This is a genomic window from Candidatus Flexifilum breve, assembly GCF_016713355.1.
Map to the genome: position 1 here is coordinate 60,166 of NZ_JADJPI010000018.1, position 23,144 is coordinate 83,309.

Sequence of the window (23,144 nt, forward strand, 5' to 3'; positions counted from 1 at the left end):
ATGCGGATCGCCGTCCTCGTCACGCACATTCGACCGGAAGAAAAGCTGCTCATCAGCGCGTTTCAGGCGCAGGGCGTCGAACCGGACATCATCCTCGACCGCGACCTGCACTTCGACATCAACCGCGGCGCAGACCAGCTTGCGCCCAACGGCGTCGCATGGAATGAATACGCACTCGTCATGGAACGCTGCATCAGCACGTCGCGCGGGCTGTACGCCGCCGCCATTCTGAACGCGTGGGGCATCCCGACGATCAACCGCTATGCGACCGCGACCGTGTGCGCTGACAAGCTCATGACCAGCCTCGTGCTGGCGCAGGCGGGTGTGCCGCAGCCGCAGACGCGCCTGAGCTTCACGCCGGAGACGGCGATCACCAGCATCGAAAGCCTCGGCTATCCCGCCGTGCTCAAGCCTGTGACCGGATCATGGGGACGCCTCCTCGCCCGTGTGACCGACCGCTGGAGCGCCGAAGCCATCCTCGAACACCGCGAGACGCTGGGCGACTACCAGCAGCACCTCTACTACGCGCAGGAATACGTCAACAAGCCGGGACGCGACATCCGCGCGTTCGTCGTCGGCAGCCGCACCATCTGCGCCATCTACCGCTCGTCGCCGCACTGGATCACCAACACGGCGCGCGGCGGTCAGGCCAGCAACTGCCCGGTCACGCCGGAAATCGACGCCATTTGCCAGCAGGCCGCGGCCGCGGTCGGCGGTGGTGTGCTGGCGCTCGACCTGTTCGAGACGCCCGAAGGCGGCCTGCTCGTCAACGAAATCAACCACACGATGGAATTCCGCAACAGCAGCGCCCCGACCGGCGTCGATATTGCCGCCGAAGTCGTGCGCTACGCGCTCGAACAAGCGCAGGCGGTGACGGCATGACCTTACGTGTCGGCATTGTCGGCGGGAGCGGCTACACGGGCGGCGAACTGCTCCGCCTGTTGATCGCGCACCCGAACGCGGAAGTCACGCAGATCACCAGCCGCGAAGGCGCGGGGCAGTACGTCTACACCCGCCACCCGCATCTGCGCGGCGCATCCAAGCTGACGTTCATCCACCCGGACGCGCTCGAAGCCTGCGACCTGCTGTTTCTAGCGCTGCCGCACGGCGTCGCCGCCCGCGAAATCGACCGCTACGCGGCACTCGCCCCCGCGATCATCGACCTGTCGGCGGATTTTCGTCTGAACGACCTCGCCGCCTACCAGAAGTGGTACGGCGACGCGCACCCCGCGCCCGCATGGCTGGATCGCTTCGTGTACGGGCTGCCGGAAGTGCGGCGCGACCAACTGCGCGGCGCGCACTACGCCAGCGGCGTCGGCTGCAATGCGACCGCCGTCAATCTGGCGATTCTGCCGCTCGCCCGCGCCGGCCTCATCGAACGTGTGTCGGCGGCACTGAGCGTCGGCTCGTCGGAAGGCGGCAACCAGCCCAACGACGGCTCGCACCACCCGATTCGCAGCGGCGCGGTGCGCACCTACAAGCCCGCCAATCACCGGCACACCGCCGAAATCAATATGATTTCCGGCGTGCGCGTTGACTTCAGCGTGACAGCGATTGAGATGGTGCGCGGCGTGCACGTCGTGGCGCACGTGTACCTGAGCCAACCGGTCACCGAGAAGGAACTGTGGAAGCTGTACCGCGGCGCGTACCGCGATGAGCCGTTCATCCGCCTCGTCAGCGCCTCGACCGGGCTGCACCGCTATCCCGAACCGCGCATCGTCGCGGGGACGAACTACTGCGACGTCGGTTTCGCCGTCGACGAAGATGATCCGCGGCACATTGTGGTGATCGCCGCGCTGGACAACTTGATGAAGGGTGCGGCCGGATCGGCTGTGCAATGCCTGAACCTGATGCACGGGTTCGATGAACGCGCCGGTCTGAATTTCACAGGAATCTACCCATGAATAATGTTCTCGTCGTCAAGGTTGGTGGTCAGCGCGGCGTCGATCTCGAACGCTGTGCCGAAGATATCGCGCGCATCGCCCGCACGCGCCCCGTCGTCGTCGTGCACGGCGTCAGCGCCATGATGGATACGCTGTGCGCGGAACGCGGCCTCCCCGTCCGCACGTTGACCTCGCCGAGCGGGCACAGTTCACGCTACACCGACCCCGCTACCCGCGATGTGTTCGTGGAAGCGGCGGAACGCGTCAACGCGCAGTTGGTCAGCCTGCTGCGCCAGCACGGCATCGCCGCGCACGGCCTGACCGGGGCGAACGTCCCGCTGTGGGGCGACCGCAAGGACACCGTCCGCGCCGTGGTTGATGGCCGTGTGCGCATTGTACGCGACGACTACAGCGGAGCGATCAGCCGCGTCGACGCCGCCCCGATCCGCCGGGCGCTGGCCGCGGGCGAAGTCGCGGTCGTGCCGCCGCTGGCGAACAGCGCCGATGGTTTCCTGAATGTCGACGGTGACCGCGCGGGCGCGGCGCTGGCGGGCGGCATCAACGCCGCCGAATACCTGATCCTGAGCGGCGTGCGCGGCCTGTACCGCCAGTTCCCCGACGAAACCAGCTTCGTGCCACAGGTCAGCGGGCGCGACATGGACGCGGCGCTCGGTTGGGCGGAAGGCCGCATGAAGCGCAAGGTGATCGGCGCGCAGGAAGCGTTGCGGGCGGGCGTCCCCCGCGTGATCATCGGCGATGGCCGCGTGCATGCCCCGATCAGCGCGGCGCTGGATGGCGCGGGCACGGAGTTCCGCCTGTGACGCTCACGCTAACGACGACGCAGATCGAAGATCAGCACACCTCCGGCACGTACAGCAAGCGCCCGCTCACGTTGGTGCGCGGCGCGGGCTGCACCGTGTGGGATGACGCGGGCAATGCCTACCTCGACGCGACCAGCGGCATGGGCGTCGCCCTGCTCGGTCACGCGCACCCGGCCGTCGTCGCCGCGATCAGCGCGCAGGCGGCGACGCTCATCACCAGCGCGGAGATCTTCTACAACGACCGCCGCGCCGAACTCTATGCCCTCTTGCACGATATCACCGGCTTTGAGCGGTATTTCCTGTGCAACAGCGGCACGGAAGCGATGGAAGGCGCGCTCAAGATTGCGCGGTTGCTCACCGGGCGGCGTGGCATCGTCGCGGCGAAGCGCTCGTTTCACGGGCGCACGCTCGGCGCGGTCGGCTTGACGTGGAATCCGGCGTATCGTGAGCCCTTTGAGGGTTGGACGCCGGAAGGCGTGACCCACATCGCCTACAACAACCTCGCCGATGCGGACGCCGCTATCAATGAGAATACTGCCGCCGTCGTGGTCGAAGCGGTGCAGGGCGAAGGCGGCGTGTATCCCGCCGATCCCGATTTTCTGCGCGGCCTGCGCGACCTGTGCACCCAGCGCGGCGCACTCCTCATCGTCGACGAAATCCAGACGGGTTTAGGCCGCACCGGACGCTGGTTCGGCTACCAGCACGCCGATGTTCAGCCGGACATGATCACGCTCGGCAAGGGACTGGCGGGCGGCGTGCCGATGGGCGCGGTCGCGTGGAACGGTCGGCAGATCGAAGCGGGGACGCACGGCAGCACCTTCGGCGGCAATCCGCTGGCGTGCGCGGCGGCGATCGCCTCGCTGACCGCCCTGCGTGACCTCAATGCGCCGGAACGCACCGCCCAGATCGGCGGGCGCTTGCTCGACCGTCTGCGCGCCGATCAACCCGCCAGCGTGCGCGAAGTGCGCGGCCTCGGTCTGATGATCGGCCTCGAACTCAAGGGACGCGTCACACCCGTCATTCAGGCGCTGCAAGCGCGCGGCGTGCTGGCACTCGTCGCGGGCAAGACCGTGCTGCGTCTGCTGCCGCCACTCATCCTCACCGACGACGAAGCCGATCGCCTCGCGGACACGGTTTTAGAGGTGCTGCGCGATGCCACGCCGCCACAACCTCACCCCCCAGCCCCCTCTCCCAAGGGCGAGGGGGAGTCAAGCACATCCCATTTGTCTCCCCTCCCTGAATTCGGGGAGGGGCTGGGGGTGGGGTCGGACGCCGAACGACTCCTCATCGGCCTCGTCGCGATCCCCAGCCCATCGTACAACGAAGCGGCGGCGGTGCGGCATCTGGTCGACTGGATGGCGGCGCACGGCTACGACCAAGCATTCGAAGACGAGGCGGGCAACGCGGTGGGCATCATTGGGAACGGATCACGGACGGTGATGCTGCTCGGCCACATCGACACGTTTGGCGGCAACCCGCCCGTGCGCGTTGACGGCCGCACGCTCTACGGGCGCGGCGCGGTCGATGCGAAAGGATCGCTGTGCGCGTTCGCCGCGGCCGCATCATTAGCACAAATTCCCGACGACCTACGCGTGGTCGTGATCGGCGCGGTCGAGGAGGAATGCCCGACGAGTAAGGGCGCGCGGCATGCGGCAGGCGCTTATCACCCCGACTACTGCATCATCGGCGAACCCTCCGCGTGGGATCGGCTGACGCTCGGCTACAAGGGACGCCTGCTGGTCGATTGGCGCTGGGAGGGCGGGCTCGCCCACAGCGCAGGTCAAGCCGATACTCCCGCCGAGCACGCCGTCGCCTTCTGGGAGCGCGTGCGCGACTACGCCGAGCAGATCAATGAGGGACGCAAAGGGATCTACAACCGCCTCGGCGCGACGCTGCAAAGCATTCAGAGCGGCGGCGATGGCGTGTACGGTTGGTCGAGCGCGACGGTCGGCTTTCGCCTGCCGCCGGATGTCGATCCGCACGAGCTCGCGGCGACACTGCAAGCGGAACATCCGCACATCACCCGCACCTTCGGCATGGAGCACGCCTTCGTCGCCGAACGCGACTCGGCGTTGAGCCGGGTCATGCGCGGCGCGATCCGCGCGGAAGGCGGTCAGCCCGCGTTCGTGCACAAGACCGGCACATCGGATATGAACATCGTCGGGCGCATCTGGCACTGCCCGATCCTCGCCTATGGCGCGGGCGACTCCGCGCTCGATCACACTCCCGACGAACACCTTGATCTGGACGAATATGCGCGGGCGGTGCGCGTGCTCACGCGGGCGTTGTCGAGTCTGTAAAGCAACCTCACCCCCTAACCCCCTCTCCCAAGGGCGAGGGGGAACATGATGCCCGATCTTATGCAGGGGGTGGTTGTAGGGGCGCACGGCCGTGCGCCCCTACGGCAAATGAAAGGCCATTGTAGGGGCAAGGCGCGCCTTGCCCCTACAAACCGAAACAGATTTCAGGAACGTAGGGACGAGGCCGACCTCGCCCGCTTTGCCAGCCAACCGAGACACGACGAGCACGATCTCGTCCCTACAGGAGTTTCTATGTCGTTTGAGCAATTTTCCGTGATTGAAAGTACCCTCCGCGAAGGTGAACAGTTCAGCACTGCGACCTTCTCCACCGACGAAAAGCTGGAGATCGTCCGCCTGCTGAACGAGTTCGGCGCGGAGATGATCGAATTGACATCGCCGCTCGCCTCTCCGCAGAGTGAAGCCGACGTGCGCGCGATCACGCGGATGGTACGCAGCGAACGGATGCAGACGCGCATCCTCACGCACATCCGCTGCAAGCGCGAAGACGCCATGCGTGCGCTCGACACGGGCGTGCACGGCGTCGATGTGGTGATCGGCACCTCGCCGCAGTTGATGCAGCACAGCCACGGCAAGAGTATCCGGCAGGTGATCGATGCGGCGGGCGAAGTCCTCTCGTATATCCGTGAACAAGCGCCGGATGTCGTGCTGCGCTTCAGCACTGAAGACTCGTTCCGCAGCCGCCCTGCTGACCTGTACCGCGTGTACCTCGCCGTCGCCGATCTCGGCCTCGTCAACCGCCTCGGCGTCGCCGACACGGTGGGTGTGGCGCTGCCGAGTCAGGTGTCCGCGCTGGTCGGGCAGTTGGTCAAGCTGACCGGGCTGGACATCGAGTTTCACGGGCATAATGACAGCGGCTGCGCCATCGCCAACGCGTGCGCGGCGCTGGAAGCGGGCGCGACGCACATCGACACGACGATCCTCGGCATCGGCGAGCGCAACGGCATCACCCCGCTCGGCGGGCTGGTCGCGCGGCTGTATACGATCAAGAAGTCGTATGTCGCCAAGTACAACCTGAAGCTGCTGCCTCGGCTCGACCAGTTGATCGCGGACATCTGCGACATCGACATCCCGTTCAACAACTACATCACCGGGTCGAGCGCCTTCATCCACAAGGCGGGCATTCATGCCAAGGCCGTGCTCGCCGACCCCGAATCCTACGAATCGATCAACCCCGACGACTTCGGCATCACGCGCGGCATCTCGATCGGTCATCGTCTGACCGGGTGGAACGCCATTCGCAACCGCGCCAATCAGCTCGGCTTGACGCTGGAAGACACGACCGTGCAGCAGGTGACGCAGACCATCAAGGCGCGCGCCGATGTGCAGCCCCTCAGCCTGCCGGAAGTCGATGACCTGTTGATCGCCGCCGCGAACGGAGTGTTTTAATGAATATGCGATATACATTTGCGCTTACATTGACCCCCTCCCCATCCCTCCCCCGAATTCAGGGGAGGGCGCAAACACAGATCTGTTGGCTCCCCTCCTCGAATTCGGGGAGGGGCCGGGGGTGGGGTGAATTGTTGGAGGTTTGCCGATGACCGGCTACACCTTCGCCGAAAAAATCCTCGCGCGGGCGGCGGGCGTGAGTGCGGCGCGCGTCGGCGCTGTGCTCGACGTGCAGCCCGATCTCGTCTTCAGCCACGACAACACCGCCGCCATCCGCCGCATCTTCAAGGAGACGGGCGCGCCGGGCATCCTCCATCCCGACCGCGTCGCCGTCACGCTCGATCACGCTGTGCCCGCGCCGACCACGATGCACGCGCAGAATCACGCCGAGATTCGCCAGTGGGTGCACGAACAGGGCATCCGCCACTTCTTCGAGGTCGGGCGCGGCATCTGCCATCAGGTGATCAGCGAAGAAGCGCTCATCCTTCCCGGCGAAGTCATCTTCGGGTCGGACAGCCACACGACGCATTTCGGCTGGTTGGGCGCGTTTGGTATGGGCGTCGGGCGCACGGAGATGGCCGCGCTGTGGGCGACGGGCAAGCTGTGGATTCGCGTGCCGGAAAGCATGCAGGTGCGCTTGATCGGCACGCGCCGCGTGGGCGTGACCGCCAAGGATATCGCGCTGCGCCTGCTCGGCGATCTCGGCGTGTCCGGTGGGCAGTATGCCTCCATCGAATTCACGGGCGACGCGCTGGCTGATCTGCCGATTGACGAACGTCCGGTCATCCCCAACATGATGGCGGAATTCGGCGCGATGAACGCCTATTTCCCACCCGATCAAACCACGTTCGACTTTCTGGAAGCGCGCCGCACCCGCGACTACACGCCGCTCTACCCCGATGCCGACGCTGAGTATGCGCTCCGCCACACCATCGACCTCGACGCGCTCGAACCGCTGGTCGCGCTGCCGCATCTGCCGGATAATGTCGTCGCCGTCAGCACGCTTGCCAATCAGCCGATCCAGCAGGCGCTGATCGGCACCTGCACGGGCGGGCGCTACAGCGATCTCGCGGCGGCGGCGGAAGTGCTGCGTGGGCGGCAGGTCGCCGTGCGTTTCATCATCATCCCCGCCAGCAGCGAAGTGCTGCTGCAAGCGGCGCGCACGGGCGTGCTCGAAACGCTCATCAGCGCGGGTGCGACCATCGCGACGCCGGGCTGCGGCCCGTGCATGGGCAATCACATGGGCGTGCCCGCCTCCGGCGAAGCGACCATCATGAGCGGCAGTCGCAATTTCCGCGGGCGCATGGGCACCGCCGACGCGCCGATCTATCTGGCGAATCCGTATGTCGTCGCCGCCAGCGCCGTCGCCGGGCGCATCGTCAACCCGGAGGAAGTCTTAGCATGAAACAGACAATCAATCGGACGCGCCGTTGCGCGTCCCTACTCCCCCTCTACCCGCTTGCGTGGGAGAGGGGGCTGGGGGGTGAGGGGCAGCTATGACCACACATCGCGTTTGGGTTTACGGGGATAATGTCAACACGGACGTGATTTTCCCCGGCAAATACACGTACACCCTGCAAAAGCCGGAAGAGATTCGCGCCCACGCGCTCGAAGACCTCGACCCGACCTTTGCGGCGCACGCCCAGCCCGGCGATGTGATCGTCGCGGGCGCGAACTGGGGCTGCGGCAGCAGTCGCGAACAAGGCGTGACCTCGCTCAAGTGGTCGGGCGTGAGCATGATCATCGCCGAATCATTCAGCGGGCTGTACTTCCGCAACTGCATCAATCAGGGCGTGCACCCGGTCGTGCTGCCCGGATTAGCGGCGCACCTCAAGACAGGCGACACCATCACCGTCGAGGGCGACACGATCTATGTGGGCGCTGAAGCCTTCCCGATCCCGACGCTGTCGCCCTCCGTGCGCGCCATTCTCGACGCGGGGGGGCTCGTCCCCATGCTGCAAATGCGCTTCAAGGGCGCGGTCGATCCGAACCTCGTCATCAAGGGTGAAGGCTGATGCCTAAAATTGTGCTCATCAACGGCGACGGCATCGGCGCTGAGGTGATCCCCGCCGCGCATCAGGTGTTGGCCGCGCTCGATCTGCCGCTGGAATTTGTGTATGCCAATGCGGGCTTCGGCACGTTCGAGAAGACGGGCAACGCCCTCCCCGACGAAACGATTGAACTGTGCCTATCCGCCGACTCCGCGTTGTTCGGCGCGACGCAGTCACCTATGACCAAAGTCGACGGTTACAAGAGCCCCATTTTGCAGCTCCGCCGCCGCTTTGACCTGTTCGCCAACCTGCGCCCCGCGCAGCGCGAGGCAATCGACCTGCTGATTGTGCGCGAGAACACCGAAGGCATGTACAGCGGGCGCGAACGCCTCGAGGACGACGGCGAAACCGCCATTCTCGAACGGGTGATCACGCGCAAGGCGTCAGAACGCATTGTGCGGGCGGCGTGCGAACAGGCGCGGAGTCGGCGCAGTAAGTTGACCATCGTGCACAAAGCAAATGTGCTGAAGGAAACGTGCGGCTTGTTCCGCCGCGTCGCGCTCGATGTGACCGCGCAGTACCCTGATTTGCAAGTCAATGAACTGCTGGTCGACACGGCGGCAATGGTGCTGGTGCAGGACGCGCCGCGCTTCGACGTGATCGTCACCACCAACCTGTTCGGCGACATTCTCAGCGATCTCGCGGCGGGGTTGACGGGCGGCTTAGGCATCGCCGCGTCGGCCAATGTCGGCGCGGGGCGCTTCGGCGTGTTCGAGCCTGTACACGGCAGCGCGCCGGATATTGCAGGCCAGGGCATCGCCGACCCGCGCGCGGCGATTCTCAGCGCGGCGCTCATGCTCGATCACCTCGGCTATGCAGACGCGGCGACCAAGCTGCGCGCGGTCACGTACGCTACCCCGCACACTGGGTCGACGACGGACACGGTCGCTGCCATTCTGCATCATTTGAATTAGTTTCACACCCTCATGAGCCGCCCACTTCATCAACGGAGTGGGCGGTTTTGTTTTGGCTAACCGCTAATCGCTAACAGCTAACTGCTCTATTCTTGCTATAATTGCCTTAGTACTTAAATATCCGAAAGACTCCGCTTTCATGAGACAGCTCGTCGAATGTGTTCCGAATTTCTCTGAGGGACGCCGCAGTGACGTGATCGACCGCATCGTCGCGGAGATCACCGCCGTCCCCCAGGTGCAGCTACTTGACCGGGAGAGCGACGCCGATCACAACCGCTCGGTGGTGACGTTCGTTGGCGCGCCGCAGGCGGTCGCCGAAGCCGCTTTCCGCGCAATTCGCCTGGCGTCCCAATTGATTGACCTGAATACGCATCAGGGCGCGCATCCGCGCATCGGTGCGACCGATGTGGTGCCGTTCATTCCCATCGAAGGCGTGACCATGGCCGACTGCGTGGCGCTGGCGAAACACTTGGGTCAGCGCGTGGGCGGCGAACTCGGCATCCCGGTCTACTTATACGAAGCGGCGGCCACCCGCCCCGAAAATCAAAACCTCGCCGATGTGCGCAAAGGCGAATATGAAGGCTTGAAGCAGGCCATTCTGACTGACGCCAACCGCCGCCCCGACTACGGCCCGAGCGAACTCGGCACAGCGGGTGCGACCGTGATCGGCGCGCGCGCCCCGCTCATCGCCTTCAACGTCTACCTGACCACCACCGATGTCGACATCGCCAAGAAGATCGCCCGCGCTATCCGCCACCAGACGGGCGGGCTGCGCTTCGTCAAGGCGCTCGGCCTGCTGGTGGATGGCAAGGCGCAGGTCTCGATGAACCTGACCGACTACACGCAAACGGCTATCTTCCGCGTGGTGGAGATGGTGCGGCGCGAAGCGCAGCGTTACGGCGTTGGCATTCAGAGCACCGAACTGATCGGCTTGATCCCCCAGCAGGCGCTGTTCGACGCGGCGCAGTGGTATCTGCAAATCGACAACTTCACGCCGCAGCAGGTGCTGGAAAACCGCCTGACCGACACGGGCAGCGACTCGACCTTCCTCAACGCGCTAGCCAGCGCTGACCCGACCCCCGGCGGCGGTTCGGCGGCAGCGTATGCGGGCGCGATGGCCGCGGGTCTCGTGGCGATGGTCGCCCGCGTCACGGTTGGCAAAAAGAAATACGCTGATGTCGAAGCGCGCATGCTGGAGATCATCCCGCAGGCGGAAACACTGCGCGCGGAACTCGACAAGGGTGTGCAGCGCGACGCCGACGCCTTCACCGCCGTGATGGACGCCCTGAAGCTGCCGAAAGACGCGCCGGAACGTCCCGCCGCGATTGAACAGGCGACGCTGAACGCCGCCCGCGTGCCGCTCAACGCTGCCGAAACCGCGCTTAAAGTGCTGGCGCTGGCGGCGGAAGTCGCCGAGACGGGCAACCTCAACGCCGTGAGCGACGCCGGATCGGCGGGTTCGCTGGCGCACACGGCGATCTACGCCGCCGGGCTGAACGTCAAAATCAACGCCAAGTCGCTGACCGACCGCGCCGCCGCGGCTGAATTGGTCGGGCGCGTCGCGGCGCTTGAGACCGAAGCCAAGGGCTACACGGATCGCATTCGCGCCGCGCTCAACGGTCGCGGCGGGTTGGGAGGCGACGCATGACCGCTCGGGAAATTCGCGCGCCGCGTGGGACAGAACTGACCTGCAAAAACTGGCTGATCGAAGCGGCTTACCGCATGATCCAGAACAATCTTGATCCGGATGTGGCCTTCGACCCCGCCAACCTGATTGTGTACGGCGGGCGCGGACGCGCCGCGCGCAACTGGGAAGCCTTCGAGGCGATTCTCGACTCGCTGCGTAAGCTCGAAACCGATGAAACCCTGCTCGTGCAGTCGGGCAAGCCGGTGGGCCGCTTCCGCACGCACGAGGACGCGCCGCGCGTGCTGATCGCCAACAGCAACATCGTGCCCGCGTGGGCGACGCAGGCCAACTTCGATAAGTGGGAGCGCGACGGCCTGATCATGTACGGGCAGATGACCGCGGGCAGTTGGATTTACATCGGCACGCAGGGCATTTTGCAGGGCACGTACGAGACCTTCGGCGCGCTCGCCCGGCAGCATGGCTGGCCGTCGCTCAAGGGCAAGTTCGTCTTGACGGCGGGCTTGGGCGAAATGGGCGGCGCGCAGCCGCTCGCGGTGACGCTCAACGAGGGCGTCGGTCTGTTCGTGGAAGTTGACCGCTGGCGCGCCGAACGCCGCCTCAACTTACAGCAGATCGACCGCATCACCGACAACCTCGAAGAAGCCATGACGTGGGTGACGGAAGCCGTCAGCGCGAGGACACCGCTCTCGGTCGGCTTGATCGCCAACGCGGCAGAAGTGCTGCCCGAACTCGCGATGCGCGGCATCGTGCCCGACATCGTGACCGATCAAACCTCGGCGCATGATGTGCTGTACGGCTATATCCCGGCGGGGCTGTCACTGGATGAAGCGAAAGCTCTGCGCGAAACCGATCCCGACGCCTATACCGCGCGGGCGATGGCCAGCATGGCGACCCACGTGCAAACGATGCTTGACTGGCAGGCCAAAGGCGCAATTGTCTTCGACTACGGCAACAATCTGCGCCAGCGCGCCTTGGATGCGGGCGTGACCAACGCCTTCGATTACCCCGGCTTCGTGCCCGCTTACATCCGCCCGCTGTTCTGCGAGGGCAAAGGCCCGTTCCGCTGGGTGGCGCTCTCGGGCGATCCGGAGGATATTTACGCGACCGACCGCGCGATTCTGGAGCTGTTCCCCGAAAACGACCATCTGCGCCGCTGGATCACGATGGCACGGGAGAAGATCACGTTTCAGGGCTTGCCCGCGCGCATCTGCTGGCTCGGCTACGGCGAACGGGTCAAAGCAGGCATCCGCTTCAATGAGATGGTCGCCAACGGCGAAGTCAAAGCGCCGATTGTCATCGGGCGCGACCACCTCGACAGCGGTTCGGTCGCCAGCCCCAACCGCGAGACCGAGGCGATGCGTGACGGCAGCGACGCCATCGCCGATTGGCCGCTGCTCAACGCGCTCGTGAACGCCATCGGCGGCGCGACGTGGGTCAGCCTGCATCATGGCGGCGGCGTGGGCATCGGCTACAGCATGCACGCGGGTCAGGTGATCGTCGCGGATGGCAGCGACGCCGCGTTCCGGCGGTTAGAGCGCGTGTTGACGACCGATCCGGGCATGGGCGTCGTGCGGCACGCCGACGCGGGCTATCCCGAAGCAACGGACTTTGCGCGCAAACACGGGGTCAAAATACCGATGCTGAAAGATTGACGACCGATCCGGCAAGGTGTGGACGCCCTTCTCACAGCGGACGCGATAAATCGCGTCCCTACGAAAACAAATTCGGTCTGGCGAGCGTGGTTGGCTCCCCTCCATGAATTCGGGGAGGGGCCGGGGGTGGGGTCAGAAAGCGACCTTTAAAAACACCCTCATGCCTCGTCCTTCTGACACAAACACTCCAAATGGTTGCTGCGTTTGGATTTAGGGTTGAATATTGTGCTATAGGGACGAGCGGACCTCGTCCACGGGGGCAGGAGACTATGACAACGATCATCCACAACGCCAAGCAGCTCATCACCTGCGCCAGCCCAGACGGCAAGCCCAAGCGCGGCGCCGCCATGCGCGACCTCGGGCTGATCGAGGACGGGGCGCTCGTCATCGAAGACGGCAGCATCGCTGCGGTTGGCACGACGGCGGATATTCTCGCCACCTACAGCGCCAATGAGCTGATCGACGCGGCGGGCAAAGTCGTGTGTCCCGGTTTTGTCGACTGCCACACGCACGCGGTCTACGCGGGCGACCGCCTTGACGAATTCGAGCAGCGCATCCAAGGCGCAACCTACATGGAGCTTCTCGCGGCGGGCGGCGGCATCGTCAGCACCATGCAGGCAACCCGCGCCGCTTCGCTCTCCGAACTGATCGACCAATCGCTGCCGCGGCTCGATACCATGCTGCGCCACGGCACGACCACCGCCGAAATCAAAACGGGCTATGGCCTCAACACCTTCCATGAGCTTAAGCAGCTCCGCGCGATTGAGATGCTCGCCGCCTCGCACCCGCTCGACATTGTGCCGACCTTTTTGGGCGCGCACGCCATCCCGCCGGAACACCGCGCCGTGCATGATGCTTATCTCGAACATGTGATTGTCGACTCCCTGCCCGCCGTCGCCGACTGGATTCGGCGCATCCGCGATGCCGGGGCGCGTTTCACCTCGCGCTCGGCATGGGGGGGTGTACCAGTCTACGTTGACGTGTTCGTCGAAGACGGCGTGTTCTCCGTCGATAACGCGCAGCTCCTGTGGGCGGCGGCGCGACATTACGGTCTGCAAATCAAAGCGCATGTGGATGAATTTACGGCGTTGGGCGGCGTCTCGGCGGCGGTAGAGATCGGCGCGGTCTCCGTCGATCATCTTGACGTGACGACCGACGCGGAGATCGCCGTGCTGGCCGCCTCTGACACCATCGGCGTAATCCTCCCGGCGGTCAACTTCAACCTTGGCAGTCCGCACTACGCCAATGCGCGCGGGATGCTGGATGCAGGCGCCATCGTCGCGCTGGCGACCGATCTCAACCCCGGTTCCGCGCCATGCTACTCGATGCCGTTTGTCATGGCTATCGCCTGCCGTTACCAGAAGCTGTCACCTGCCGAAGCGCTCAACGCCGCGACGATCAACGCCGCGCACGCCATCGGTCTGGGCGACCGCGTCGGCTCGCTGGAAGTCGGCAAACAGGCGGACGTATTGATCGTCGATGCGCCCGACTACCGCGCGCTGATGTACGAATTCGGCACCAATCTCGTGCACACCGTGATCAAGCGCGGGGAAGTTGTCTAGCCAAGATTCCAGCCTCCTCTCTGCCCCGCGCGGGGCAGAGAGGAGGCGACAAGATCTCTTGCGCGGAGAATCAGTATGCAAAAGTATTTCGCGGCCTTGACGATTGTGTTACTGCTCGGAATGGTGCTGGCACGCAGTCTGGTCATGCAGCGCCAGGGCACCCGAGCAATCCACTTCGGGAGCATCGACAAAACGGACTTCTTGATTCCCCCCTTTGCCCTGCTCTACTTCTACATGATATTTGTGCCGTCCCTCAATTGGCCCGCACTCAGCACGCAGCGATTTTTCCAATCCGACATCCTCGCGTGGGTCGGCGTCGGCTTGTGCGCAGTCGGGCTGCTGCTGATGCTCTGGAGTCTGGTCTCGTTTGGGATGAGTTTTCGGGTTGGCATCGACACCGAGCGTCCCGACAACCTTGTGACCACGGGCGCGTTTGCACTGAGCCGCAATCCGATTTACGTCGCGTTCTTTATGGTGATGATCGGTCAATTCTTGATACAACCCAACTGGATACTGTTGGTTTACGCTGCCGGGGCTACATGGTTATTTCATCGACAGGTGCTCCGCGAAGAAGCGTATCTGCGTCAGCACTATGGACGTGACTACACAGACTATGTGAATCGAGTAAGAAGGTACCTCTAAATCTATGACTCAAATCATCCTCGACGGTGGACACCTGACGATTGAACAGGTGATCGCCGTCGCTTATGGGCAGCCCGGCGCACCCGAAGTCGTGCTGAGCGCTGACGCCAAAAACGCCGTGAATCGCGCCGCTGCCGCCGTGCAAACGTTGATTCAGCGCGGCGAAATCGCCTACGGCATCACGACCGGGTTCGGCGCGTTCAAAGACCGCGTGATTTCGCCAGAAGACGTCGAAACGCTCCAGCGCAACATCTTAATCAGCCACGCGGTTGGCGTCGGCGATATCTTCGACATCCCCACGACCCGCGCCATCATGCTGATTCGCGCCAACACGCTGGCCAGCGGCTATTCCGGCATTCGCCTCGCCACGCTGCAAACGCTCATCGATATGCTGAATCGCGGCGTGCATCCGCGGATTCCCGAAAAAGGCTCGCTCGGCGCATCGGGCGATCTCGCCCCGCTCGCGCACATGAGTCTCGTGCTGATCGGCTTGGGCGAAGCCGAATATCAGGGCGCGCAGATCGGCGGCGCAGACGCGATGCAGCGCGCGGGCTTGGCGATGGTCACGCTGGCGGCCAAAGAAGGACTCGCGCTGACCAACGGCACCTCAATCATGTGCGCGCTCGGCGTGCTGGAAACGTATCGCGCCGAAATGCTCATGCAGACGGGCGACATCGCGGGCAGCCTGAGTCTCGAAGCCCTGCACGGCACGCCGCTGGCCTTTGACGAACGCATTCACCGCTTGCGCCCGTTCCCACGCCAACAGGAGAGCGCGGCGTATCTGCGCGCGCTGCTGGCGGGCAGCGGTTTCACGCGCGGCTACGATCCGCTCAACGTGCAGGACGCCTACACGCTGCGCTGCATCCCGCAGGTGCACGGCGCGGTACGCGACGCGGTTGCGTACTGCCGCTGGGCGTTCGAGATCGAGCTGAACGCCGTCACCGATAACCCGCTGATCTTCATCGACGGCGATGAGATCACCGTGTTGAGCGGCGGCAACTTTCACGGCGAACCGCTGGCGATTGCGATGGATTACCTCGGCCTCGCCATGAGCGAACTCGGCAACATCTCCGAGCGGCGCATCGCCCGCCTGATTGACGAATCGGTCAACACGCATGTGCTGCCCGCCTTTTTGACCCGCGAAGGCGGCCTAAACTCTGGTTTCATGATCGTTCAGTACACGGCGGCGGCGCTGGCGACCGAGAGCAAAGTCCTCGCGCATCCCGCCAGCGTGGACACGATTCCCACCTCGGCCAACGTCGAGGATCATGTCAGCATGGGCTGCACGGCGGCGCTCAAAGCGCGGCGCATCAATAACAATGTCGAACGCATTCTGGGAATCGAATTGATGGCGGCGGCGCAGGGCATCGACTTCCGCAAGGAGGTGGTCGGCGCGGACAAGAGTCTGGGGCGCGGTACACGGCCCGTCTATGACCTGATCCGCTCGCGCGTGCCGTTTATCGAACGCGACACGCTGCTGTATCCGCACATGGAAACGGTGCGCGTGCTGGTGTCATCCGGCGCCATTGCCCACGCAGCGAACGGGGCGCTGTGACCTTACGCTCGGGGCGGATATGGCAAGCCGATAGCTCTGTATGATAATTGGACAGCGGACGCGATAAATCGCGTCCCTACGAGAAAACCCATCTTTGTGTAGGGACGCAATTCATTGCGTCCGCCATATTCCATTACCGCCCAGTAACCCGCTTTCACGATAATTTACGTGCGTACGGGCGTGCCTCGTCTCCACACAAACACGCTTATCTGTCTCCCCTCGCCTTTAGGAGAGGGGTCGGGGGTGAGGTTTGTTGATTAATCAATCACCGGACGCAAAACGCCGCCCGCCGCAGTGAGCAGCGCGCGCGCTTCGGCGGCGCTCACGCCCCGCCGCGCGATGACAATCGCCGTTTTGACCTCGTTGCCCGACTCGTCGAGCAGCGCCGCCGCCCGCGAAATGTCCACGCGACCAATCTCGCTGACGATGCGTTCGGCGCGTTCGCGCAGCTTCGCATTCTTGACCTGCACGTCGACCATCAGGTTGCCGTATACCTTACCCAGCTTGATCATGACCGCCGTGCTCATCAGGTTGAGCGTCATTTTCTGTGCCGTGCCCGCCTTCATGCGCGTGCTGCCCGTGACCACTTCCGGACCGGTCACGAGCGGAATCGCGATTTCGGCGGCATCGAGCACCGCAGCGGGCTCATTGCAGGCAATCGCGATGGTGCGCGCGCCGACCGACTGGGCGTAATCCAGTGCGCCGAGCACGAATGGCGTGCGACCGCTGGCGGCGATGCCGAGCACCACATCGCCCGCGGTGAGGGAGCGCGCCTTCAACTCGTCGATCCCGGCCTGCCGATCATCTTCTACGCCTTCGATTGACTGCGTGACCGCATCGAGACCGCCCGCGAGTATTCCCTGCACGAGTTCCGGCGGTGAGCTGAACGTCGGCACGAGCTCGACCGCATCCAGAATGCCCAGGCGACCGCTCGTGCCCGCGCCGACGTAGAACAACCGACCGCCCGCGCGCATCCGCTCGTAGATCGCGTCAATCGCTGCGACGATCTGCGGCATCGCTCGCTCAATCGCGTCGAGCACCGTGCGGTCTTCCGCGTGAATGCGTCCGGCGATCTCCGCCGTGGAGAGCTGGTCAATATTGAGCGTGTTCGGGTTTTTCTGTTCGGTCAGCACATTGGTTCCTTTCCAGACAAGTCATTGATTCAGCTTGATCTTCGCCAGCAGCGCCGCGCCGATCACGGGCGGATATTGGGGCTGCGGGATCGTCGGCAAGCTAAGGAAATTGCACAGATCGCGGCTCAGGTGGTTGTCGGCGGTGAGCAACCCGCCCGCAAAGGCGATGGGCAGCGTCGGCACGTCCAAACGGCGGATCACCGTGGTCACGAGCGACGACAGCGACCACGCGCCGCCGAGCACAATCCGCGCGGCATACGGATCGCCTTCGTCGGCAGCATCCAGCACGAGCGGCGCGAGGGCGGCAATCTCTTTGATCGTCGGCGGGTACACCCAACGAATGACTTCACGCGGGCTGGACAGGTTAAGATAGGCCATCACCCGGCGCGCCAGCGTCTCTGCCCCAAGGTCGAAACCATCCGACCACTGGGTCAACGCGCGGAGCGCCTGTACGCCCAACCAGTAACCGCTGCCTTCATCGCCGAGCAGATAGCCCCAACCGCCCGCCTGTGCCGTTTCGCCCGCGGCATTGACGCCAAAGGCCACGCTGCCCGTCCCGGCCAGCACGAGCACGCCTTCATGCGCGCCCAGCGCCCCGACGAGCGCAATCTCGACATCCAGCGCGGTCGTGACGGGGACATCCGGCAGCACTTCGGTGATCACGCTGCGCATCCAGTCGTGCGCCAGCGACGCGCCCGCGATGCCGATGCCCACCGCGCGCAAGGGCGCGCCCGCGATCATAACTTCTTCGACCGCTGATTGAATCAGCGCCTTAGCCTCGTCAAAGCCGACGACATTCGGGTTCACCGTCCCACGGCGCGCCTCGACTATCGGGCTCAGCGACTCGCCCACCAGCGCCACGCGCAGGTTGCTCCCCCCGCCATCGATTCCCAAGTAGTAGCTCATCTGGGCATCCGCCTCTGGTTCTTGCATGCTTCGTTGATCTGCGGCGGGCGCCTGCCAGCATACAAAGGGAGGAGACCGCTTAGTTCAGAGTGGCAAACACCGCGTCATGAATGGCGCGGCGGAATTGGTGCGTGCCGGGGCGCAGGCGACCCGGGTACACGCTGTTGGTCAGGCACGCAACCACCAGTTCGGCGTGCGGATCGATCCAGATCGATGTGCCGGTGAAGCCCGTGTGCCCGTAGCTATCGAGGCTCATCCGCTCACCTGCGGACGAATCGCTGACAGCGCGCAGCATAAAGCCAAGTCCACGCCGCATGCCGTTAGTTTCGGCGTGCTGGCGCTTGGCTTCCGCGGCGAGCGCCGGATCGATGTGGAAGACATTCGCGCCATCCAACCAGGCTTGACCGAGCGCTGCGACGGCCTGCGCCGTTCCAAACAGCCCGGCGTGCCCGGCGACGCCGCCAATACCGCAGGCGTTCTCATCGTGGACTTCGCCCCACGCGCGGCGCTGACGCCACGCCGGATCGTCCTCCGTGGGCGCGATGCGCTCCCGGCTGATACTATGTTCACGTACTGGATTGTACACCACTTGCTCGCCCAAAAGGTTGATGACTCGCGCCTCGACCGCCGCCGCCAGATCCGCGCCACCGTGCAGGCGGTTCACCGCTTCGCCGATCAGCAGCAGGCCAATATCGCTGTAGAGCACCGCCGCGCCAATGTGATTGACAAACGGGTAATTGCAGATTGCCCGCAGCCCTTTCGCCCAGCGTTCCGCCCGCGCCAGCGGATCGGGGATGTCGGGCGGGGTCGGTGCAGGTCCCGCCGTGTTATACACGTCACGCCACGCGGGCAAGCCGCTGGTGTGCGTGAGCAGATGGCGAAATGTCACCTGCGTCGGGTCAACCGTCTGGCCGGCCAACTCCGTCGGCGTGGTGAGGCGCTGTTTGCTGTGCGGGTCTTGCCCGCCATCGATGGGACGGGGATGGATCGCGCCAAACTCGGGGATGACGCTCACCAGCGGGTCATCCAGTTGGACGCGACCGGCGCTGACCAGCGAGAGAAACGCCGTTGCCGTAAACAACTTGCTCACCGAGGCGAGGTCGAACAGCGTGTTGGTCGTCACCGGGATGCGCTGCGTCTCCGGGTCGATATGTCCCCACGCCTCATGCAGCACCATGTGGCCTTTGTGCTTCACGCAGATTACGCAAGCCGGAAACGTGTTGCCCAAGTGGGCATCGATGATCGGCTGTACCGCAGCTTGCAAATCGCTCATACCATCCTCTGAAAGTCACCATTGTCGGAGAGTTCAACTGAGTCTTCCGTACGGCAAGGCGTTGTAAATAAGTGGGTGCTATTCGTAGGGGCGCACGGCTGTGCGCCCCTACACCCCATTCGACTATTTAGCACGCTTACACGCGGCGTAAAATCGCCTGAAATTTGTAGCGCGCGCCGCAGTACGCCGACAGCGTGTATTCGACGGGCTGATTCGTGTCGGTGTACGTCACGCGGCTGATGTCGAGGATCGGCGCGCGCGCCTCCATTTGCAGCAGCGCCGCTTCGTCTGTCCCGGCTAAGCGCGCCTCGATGGATTGTTCGGCGTAGGCCAGGCGAATGCCGTATTCGCCGCGCAGCACCTGATACAGCGATTCGCGTTCGTAATCATGTTCGCTCAGCAAACCGGGGCACAATGCCGCGACAATGCGGCAGCTTTCAATCGCCATGGGTTTGTCATCGGCAAGGCGCACACGGCGCAGCAAATACAGCAGCGCGCCCGGTGCGACCCGTAAATGGCGTGCTTCCTCCACTGATGCCTGAATTTCCCGCGCTTCCAGCACCCGACTGCCCGGTCGCTGCTGCCGCTTGCCGATGTCTTCCGAGAAGCTGGTCAGCGAGTCGAGCGACTGGTCGATCTTGGCGCGGCTGACATACGTCCCTTTGCCGATCTGCACGTACACCTGCCCGCTCTGCAGCAAGTCGCTGATCGCCTTCTTGACCGTCAGGCGCGAGACGCCGAACTGTTCCGCGAGATCGCGTTCGGAGGGCAAACGCGTATCCGGCAGATACTCCCCCTGCTCAATGCGCGTTAGCAGATACAGCTTGATTTGCTCATACAGCGGTTTCGCTAATTGAGGATTGATCATGAAGGATCTTCCAATTTTATCTGACGCGCTCGGCGCGCTTAGCGTTAACCAATAATTATTCGCGTGGTATAGTGTGGACTAGACCACGCTTTCACTGTAGCACTATCGAGTCGGGAACGCAACTAGTTGCTGTGGATCGACCGCGCCGTCCCCGGCTGATTGCTTCGTTCGCGCATGCGTTCCCACGCCTCGGTCAGCCGTTTGTTGAGCTGACCATCGCGGTCACACATCGAGGCGATTTCGGCGGGCAGCGTCGTGCCAAACACTGTTCGCACCAGCGCTAGCCCGAGCAGCAGACTGCGCCCATCCTGCGCGCGGCTGATCTGCTTGGCAACACCCGGCCAGTCGAAGCTCACGCGGCTGAGCAGCAGTTGATTCACGTCACACAAGTAGGAGAGCCGCGACCAATCATGGACCGCGCCGTGCCCGCACAGGTACAACAGCAGATCACCGCCCGCCAGCGTGGACATAGACTCGCGTTCGGTGAAGGCGACCGATTGCAGCCGATCCCACGCCCCGTCCAGCGTCACGCGCGCGTCGTAGTGCGGCGGCCACAACTGCCAGTGCAGCTCGACGTTGAACAGGCGGGAACGGTGGGCGAATACCGCGCAATCGGTGCGCGGTTCGGCGGGCGGCGCCGGCGTGATGGCATCGTAGTTGTTCTCCAGCAGCAGGTCGCGCATGCGATCCACGTCTTCGGCGTGGACGAACAGGTCGAGGTTGGCAAACTGACGCAGGCGCACATCGCCATAGGTCAAGCGCGCCAGCACCGGCCCGCGTACGACCAGCAGCGGCACGTCCAGCTCCAGACCGAACTGCTTGAACTTGAGCATCTCCGCCGTAACCATCAAGTTGCGGATGGAGTGTTTCTGGTACCATTGGCGCAGTTCATCGATGAATGGGGTGGGCGGCGTCCGCTTCCAATACGTGAACAGCGTGTGGAAAAACAGCGGCGTGACGTGCTGACTCTGCGCGTATTCGTGGCACGCCGACCAGTTGATCGGCTGTTCCAGCAGGGTTTGAATTTGCGCCTTCGTGGGGTCCATGAGCGGGGTTTGCGCGCACAGGACGACGAGTTCTTCTTCGGGATTCCGGAATTCCAAGCGGCCCCCTTTTAATACAGTGAAACCTCAACAAGATAGCACATACGTGAATACTTTACCTATATAATTCTATACATATTAAGATAAGTGAGATAGGGAATAGAGTCCCTCCTAGCATCCCCCAAACGCATGAGAACCGGTGCAGCAGATCGCCTACGGACGAATCGACCGGCTTTGCCATGCGTTATACTCGAAACGTGATCCACATACGCCTCGTCACGGCGGCAGCCGCTGCTATGCGGGGTTGACTCAGAGGAAGGAAACCCCAGATGATCCAGCAACCCAAACTGCTGGTCTTTGACATTGACGGCGTGCTGACTGACGGCCGCATCGGCGTATCGGCGGCGGGCACAGAAGAGAAGCAGTTGAGCTTTCGCGATCTGGATGCCGTCAAACGGATGGCGCGCGCGGGCCTGCCAATTGCCTTTCTGACGGGCGAGGAGACGGAACTCGTCGACCGCATCGCCGCGCGCTTCAACGTGACCGATGTCACGAAATTTGCGAAGGACAAGTTGGCCGGGCTAAAAGCGCTGGTCGCCCGGCATAACCTGACGCTGGCGGACGTGTGGTACATCGGCGACAGTGACCGCGACGCCCCGGCTATCGCCGCCGCCGCGCTCGGCTTCGCGCCCGCCGATGGCACCCATGCTGCCCGTGCCGCCGCGCATCGCGTGCTCCAAGCGCGGGGTGGCGACGGCTGCGCCGAAGAGATCGAAAGCTTCTGGCTCAGCCTCGACGCCCCCGACACGTCGCAGTTGCAGGCCGACATGGCGAGCATCTTCCGCGACAGCCTCGCCGCGCACGAACGCCTGCTCGCCGAATCGCTGCCCGTGCTGGCACAGGTCGCGCGCATCCTGAGCACGGCGCTGCAGAGCGGCCACAAGCTGATGTTCTTCGGCAACGGCGGCAGCGCCGCCGACGCGCAGCATATCGCCGGGGAGTTCGTCGGGCGCTTCCTGCTGGAAAGCCAGCCCTACGCGGCGATCGCGCTCACGACCGACACGTCGATTTTGACGGCGGTCGGCAACGATTGGGCGTTCGAGGATGTGTTCGGGCGGCAGATTCGCGCGCTGGCCCGCCCCGGCGATGTCGCCATCGGCATCACGACGAGTGGCAATTCGCCTAACGTGCTAAAGGGCTTAGCCGATGCCCGCGCCATCGGTGCGACGACGGTCGGCTTTACCGGCGGCACGAGCGGTCAGCTACCCGCCTGCAGCGACGTATGCTTCATCGCGCCCGCCGCCATCACCCCGCGCATTCAGGAGCTGCATCTGCTGGCGTGGCACACCATCTGCGAAGTCGTCGAACGCGAGCTGCATCACGGCACGCAGCGGTAAAGCACTACCTCACCCTGAAATCTCCTCTCCGGGTGGAGAGAGGCCAAATGCATTCCGCCCATCTAACCTCTCCAGAGGGCGCAGGCGAA

General features: G+C 64.1%; 19 protein-coding genes. 14 read left to right on the top strand and 5 right to left on the bottom strand.

The features are described from left to right. From lysX to hutH, 13 genes are all read left to right on the top strand, one after another. Complete coding sequence (lysX, locus tag IPK17_RS16545) at positions 1 to 882, top strand: lysine biosynthesis protein LysX (RefSeq protein ID WP_343418794.1); 882 nt, start codon at positions 1 to 3, stop codon at positions 880 to 882. Then, complete coding sequence (gene argC, locus IPK17_RS16550) at positions 879 to 1,904, top strand: N-acetyl-gamma-glutamyl-phosphate reductase (protein WP_343418795.1); 1,026 nt, start codon at positions 879 to 881, stop codon at positions 1,902 to 1,904. Before lysX ends, argC begins: the two co-directional genes overlap by 4 nt. Then, positions 1,901 to 2,704: a [LysW]-aminoadipate kinase gene (locus IPK17_RS16555; protein WP_343418796.1), complete on the top strand. Its 804-nt coding sequence runs from the start codon at positions 1,901 to 1,903 to the stop codon at positions 2,702 to 2,704. Before argC ends, IPK17_RS16555 begins: the two co-directional genes overlap by 4 nt. Further along, on the top strand, positions 2,701 to 5,004 hold the full coding sequence (locus IPK17_RS16560; RefSeq protein WP_343418797.1) for a [LysW]-lysine hydrolase: 2,304 nt from the start codon (positions 2,701 to 2,703) through the stop codon (positions 5,002 to 5,004). The genes IPK17_RS16555 and IPK17_RS16560 overlap by 4 nt, the downstream gene beginning before the upstream one ends. 252 nt (positions 5,005 to 5,256) lie before the next feature. Beyond that, a complete protein-coding gene (locus tag IPK17_RS16565; RefSeq protein WP_343418798.1) occupies positions 5,257 to 6,411 on the top strand; it encodes a homocitrate synthase in 1,155 nt (384 codons plus the stop codon). A gap of 148 nt (positions 6,412 to 6,559) precedes the next feature. Then, entirely contained in the window at positions 6,560 to 7,816 is a 1,257-nt protein-coding gene (locus IPK17_RS16570) for a 3-isopropylmalate dehydratase large subunit (protein ID WP_343418799.1), read from the top strand. Between the two features lie 91 nt (positions 7,817 to 7,907). Continuing rightward, the gene (locus tag IPK17_RS16575) at positions 7,908 to 8,426 is read left to right on the top strand and encodes a LeuD/DmdB family oxidoreductase small subunit (RefSeq protein WP_343418800.1); all 519 of its coding nucleotides are present in this window, start codon (positions 7,908 to 7,910) and stop codon (positions 8,424 to 8,426) included. Beyond that, positions 8,426 to 9,376 (top strand): isocitrate/isopropylmalate dehydrogenase family protein, encoded by a 951-nt coding sequence (locus IPK17_RS16580; RefSeq protein WP_343418801.1) that lies wholly within the window; start codon positions 8,426 to 8,428, stop codon positions 9,374 to 9,376. Before IPK17_RS16575 ends, IPK17_RS16580 begins: the two co-directional genes overlap by 1 nt. 139 nt (positions 9,377 to 9,515) lie before the next feature. Next, on the top strand, positions 9,516 to 11,024 hold the full coding sequence (gene ftcD, locus IPK17_RS16585) for a glutamate formimidoyltransferase (protein WP_343418802.1): 1,509 nt from the start codon (positions 9,516 to 9,518) through the stop codon (positions 11,022 to 11,024). Then, entirely contained in the window at positions 11,021 to 12,676 is a 1,656-nt protein-coding gene (hutU, locus tag IPK17_RS16590; RefSeq protein ID WP_343418803.1) for a urocanate hydratase, read from the top strand. Before ftcD ends, hutU begins: the two co-directional genes overlap by 4 nt. 269 nt (positions 12,677 to 12,945) lie before the next feature. Then, positions 12,946 to 14,238: an imidazolonepropionase gene (gene hutI / locus IPK17_RS16595; protein WP_343418804.1), complete on the top strand. Its 1,293-nt coding sequence runs from the start codon at positions 12,946 to 12,948 to the stop codon at positions 14,236 to 14,238. 75 nt (positions 14,239 to 14,313) lie between these two features. Beyond that, entirely contained in the window at positions 14,314 to 14,880 is a 567-nt protein-coding gene (locus IPK17_RS16600; RefSeq protein WP_343418805.1) for a methyltransferase family protein, read from the top strand. A gap of 4 nt (positions 14,881 to 14,884) precedes the next feature. Continuing rightward, positions 14,885 to 16,435: a histidine ammonia-lyase gene (gene hutH / locus IPK17_RS16605; protein ID WP_343418806.1), complete on the top strand. Its 1,551-nt coding sequence runs from the start codon at positions 14,885 to 14,887 to the stop codon at positions 16,433 to 16,435. Positions 16,436 to 16,692: 257 nt separating this feature from the next. On the opposite strand, the gene murQ is transcribed toward hutH, so the two are convergent. The 5 genes from murQ to IPK17_RS16630 all read right to left on the bottom strand — a co-directional run bounded on the left by murQ (position 16,693) and on the right by IPK17_RS16630 (position 21,718). Further along, positions 16,693 to 17,568 (bottom strand): N-acetylmuramic acid 6-phosphate etherase, encoded by an 876-nt coding sequence (murQ, locus tag IPK17_RS16610; RefSeq protein WP_343418807.1) that lies wholly within the window; start codon positions 17,566 to 17,568, stop codon positions 16,693 to 16,695. Positions 17,569 to 17,589: 21 nt separating this feature from the next. Further along, positions 17,590 to 18,474 carry an N-acetylglucosamine kinase gene (locus IPK17_RS16615; RefSeq protein WP_343418808.1) on the bottom strand — a complete coding sequence of 295 codons (885 nt, stop codon included), beginning with the start codon at positions 18,472 to 18,474 and terminating at the stop codon, positions 17,590 to 17,592. Positions 18,475 to 18,553: 79 nt separating this feature from the next. Continuing rightward, positions 18,554 to 19,747, bottom strand: a complete 1,194-nt coding sequence (locus IPK17_RS16620) for a serine hydrolase domain-containing protein (protein ID WP_343418809.1) — start codon at positions 19,745 to 19,747, stop codon at positions 18,554 to 18,556. 136 nt (positions 19,748 to 19,883) lie between these two features. After that, positions 19,884 to 20,615: a GntR family transcriptional regulator gene (locus IPK17_RS16625; RefSeq protein WP_343418810.1), complete on the bottom strand. Its 732-nt coding sequence runs from the start codon at positions 20,613 to 20,615 to the stop codon at positions 19,884 to 19,886. A 122-nt stretch (positions 20,616 to 20,737) separates the two neighbouring features. Next, positions 20,738 to 21,718 (bottom strand): nucleotidyltransferase domain-containing protein, encoded by a 981-nt coding sequence (locus tag IPK17_RS16630; protein WP_343418811.1) that lies wholly within the window; start codon positions 21,716 to 21,718, stop codon positions 20,738 to 20,740. Positions 21,719 to 21,987: 269 nt separating this feature from the next. On the opposite strand from IPK17_RS16630, the gene IPK17_RS16635 reads away from it, so the two are divergent. Beyond that, positions 21,988 to 23,055: an SIS domain-containing protein gene (locus IPK17_RS16635; RefSeq protein ID WP_343418812.1), complete on the top strand. Its 1,068-nt coding sequence runs from the start codon at positions 21,988 to 21,990 to the stop codon at positions 23,053 to 23,055. The last annotated feature ends 89 nt before the right edge of the window (positions 23,056 to 23,144 follow it).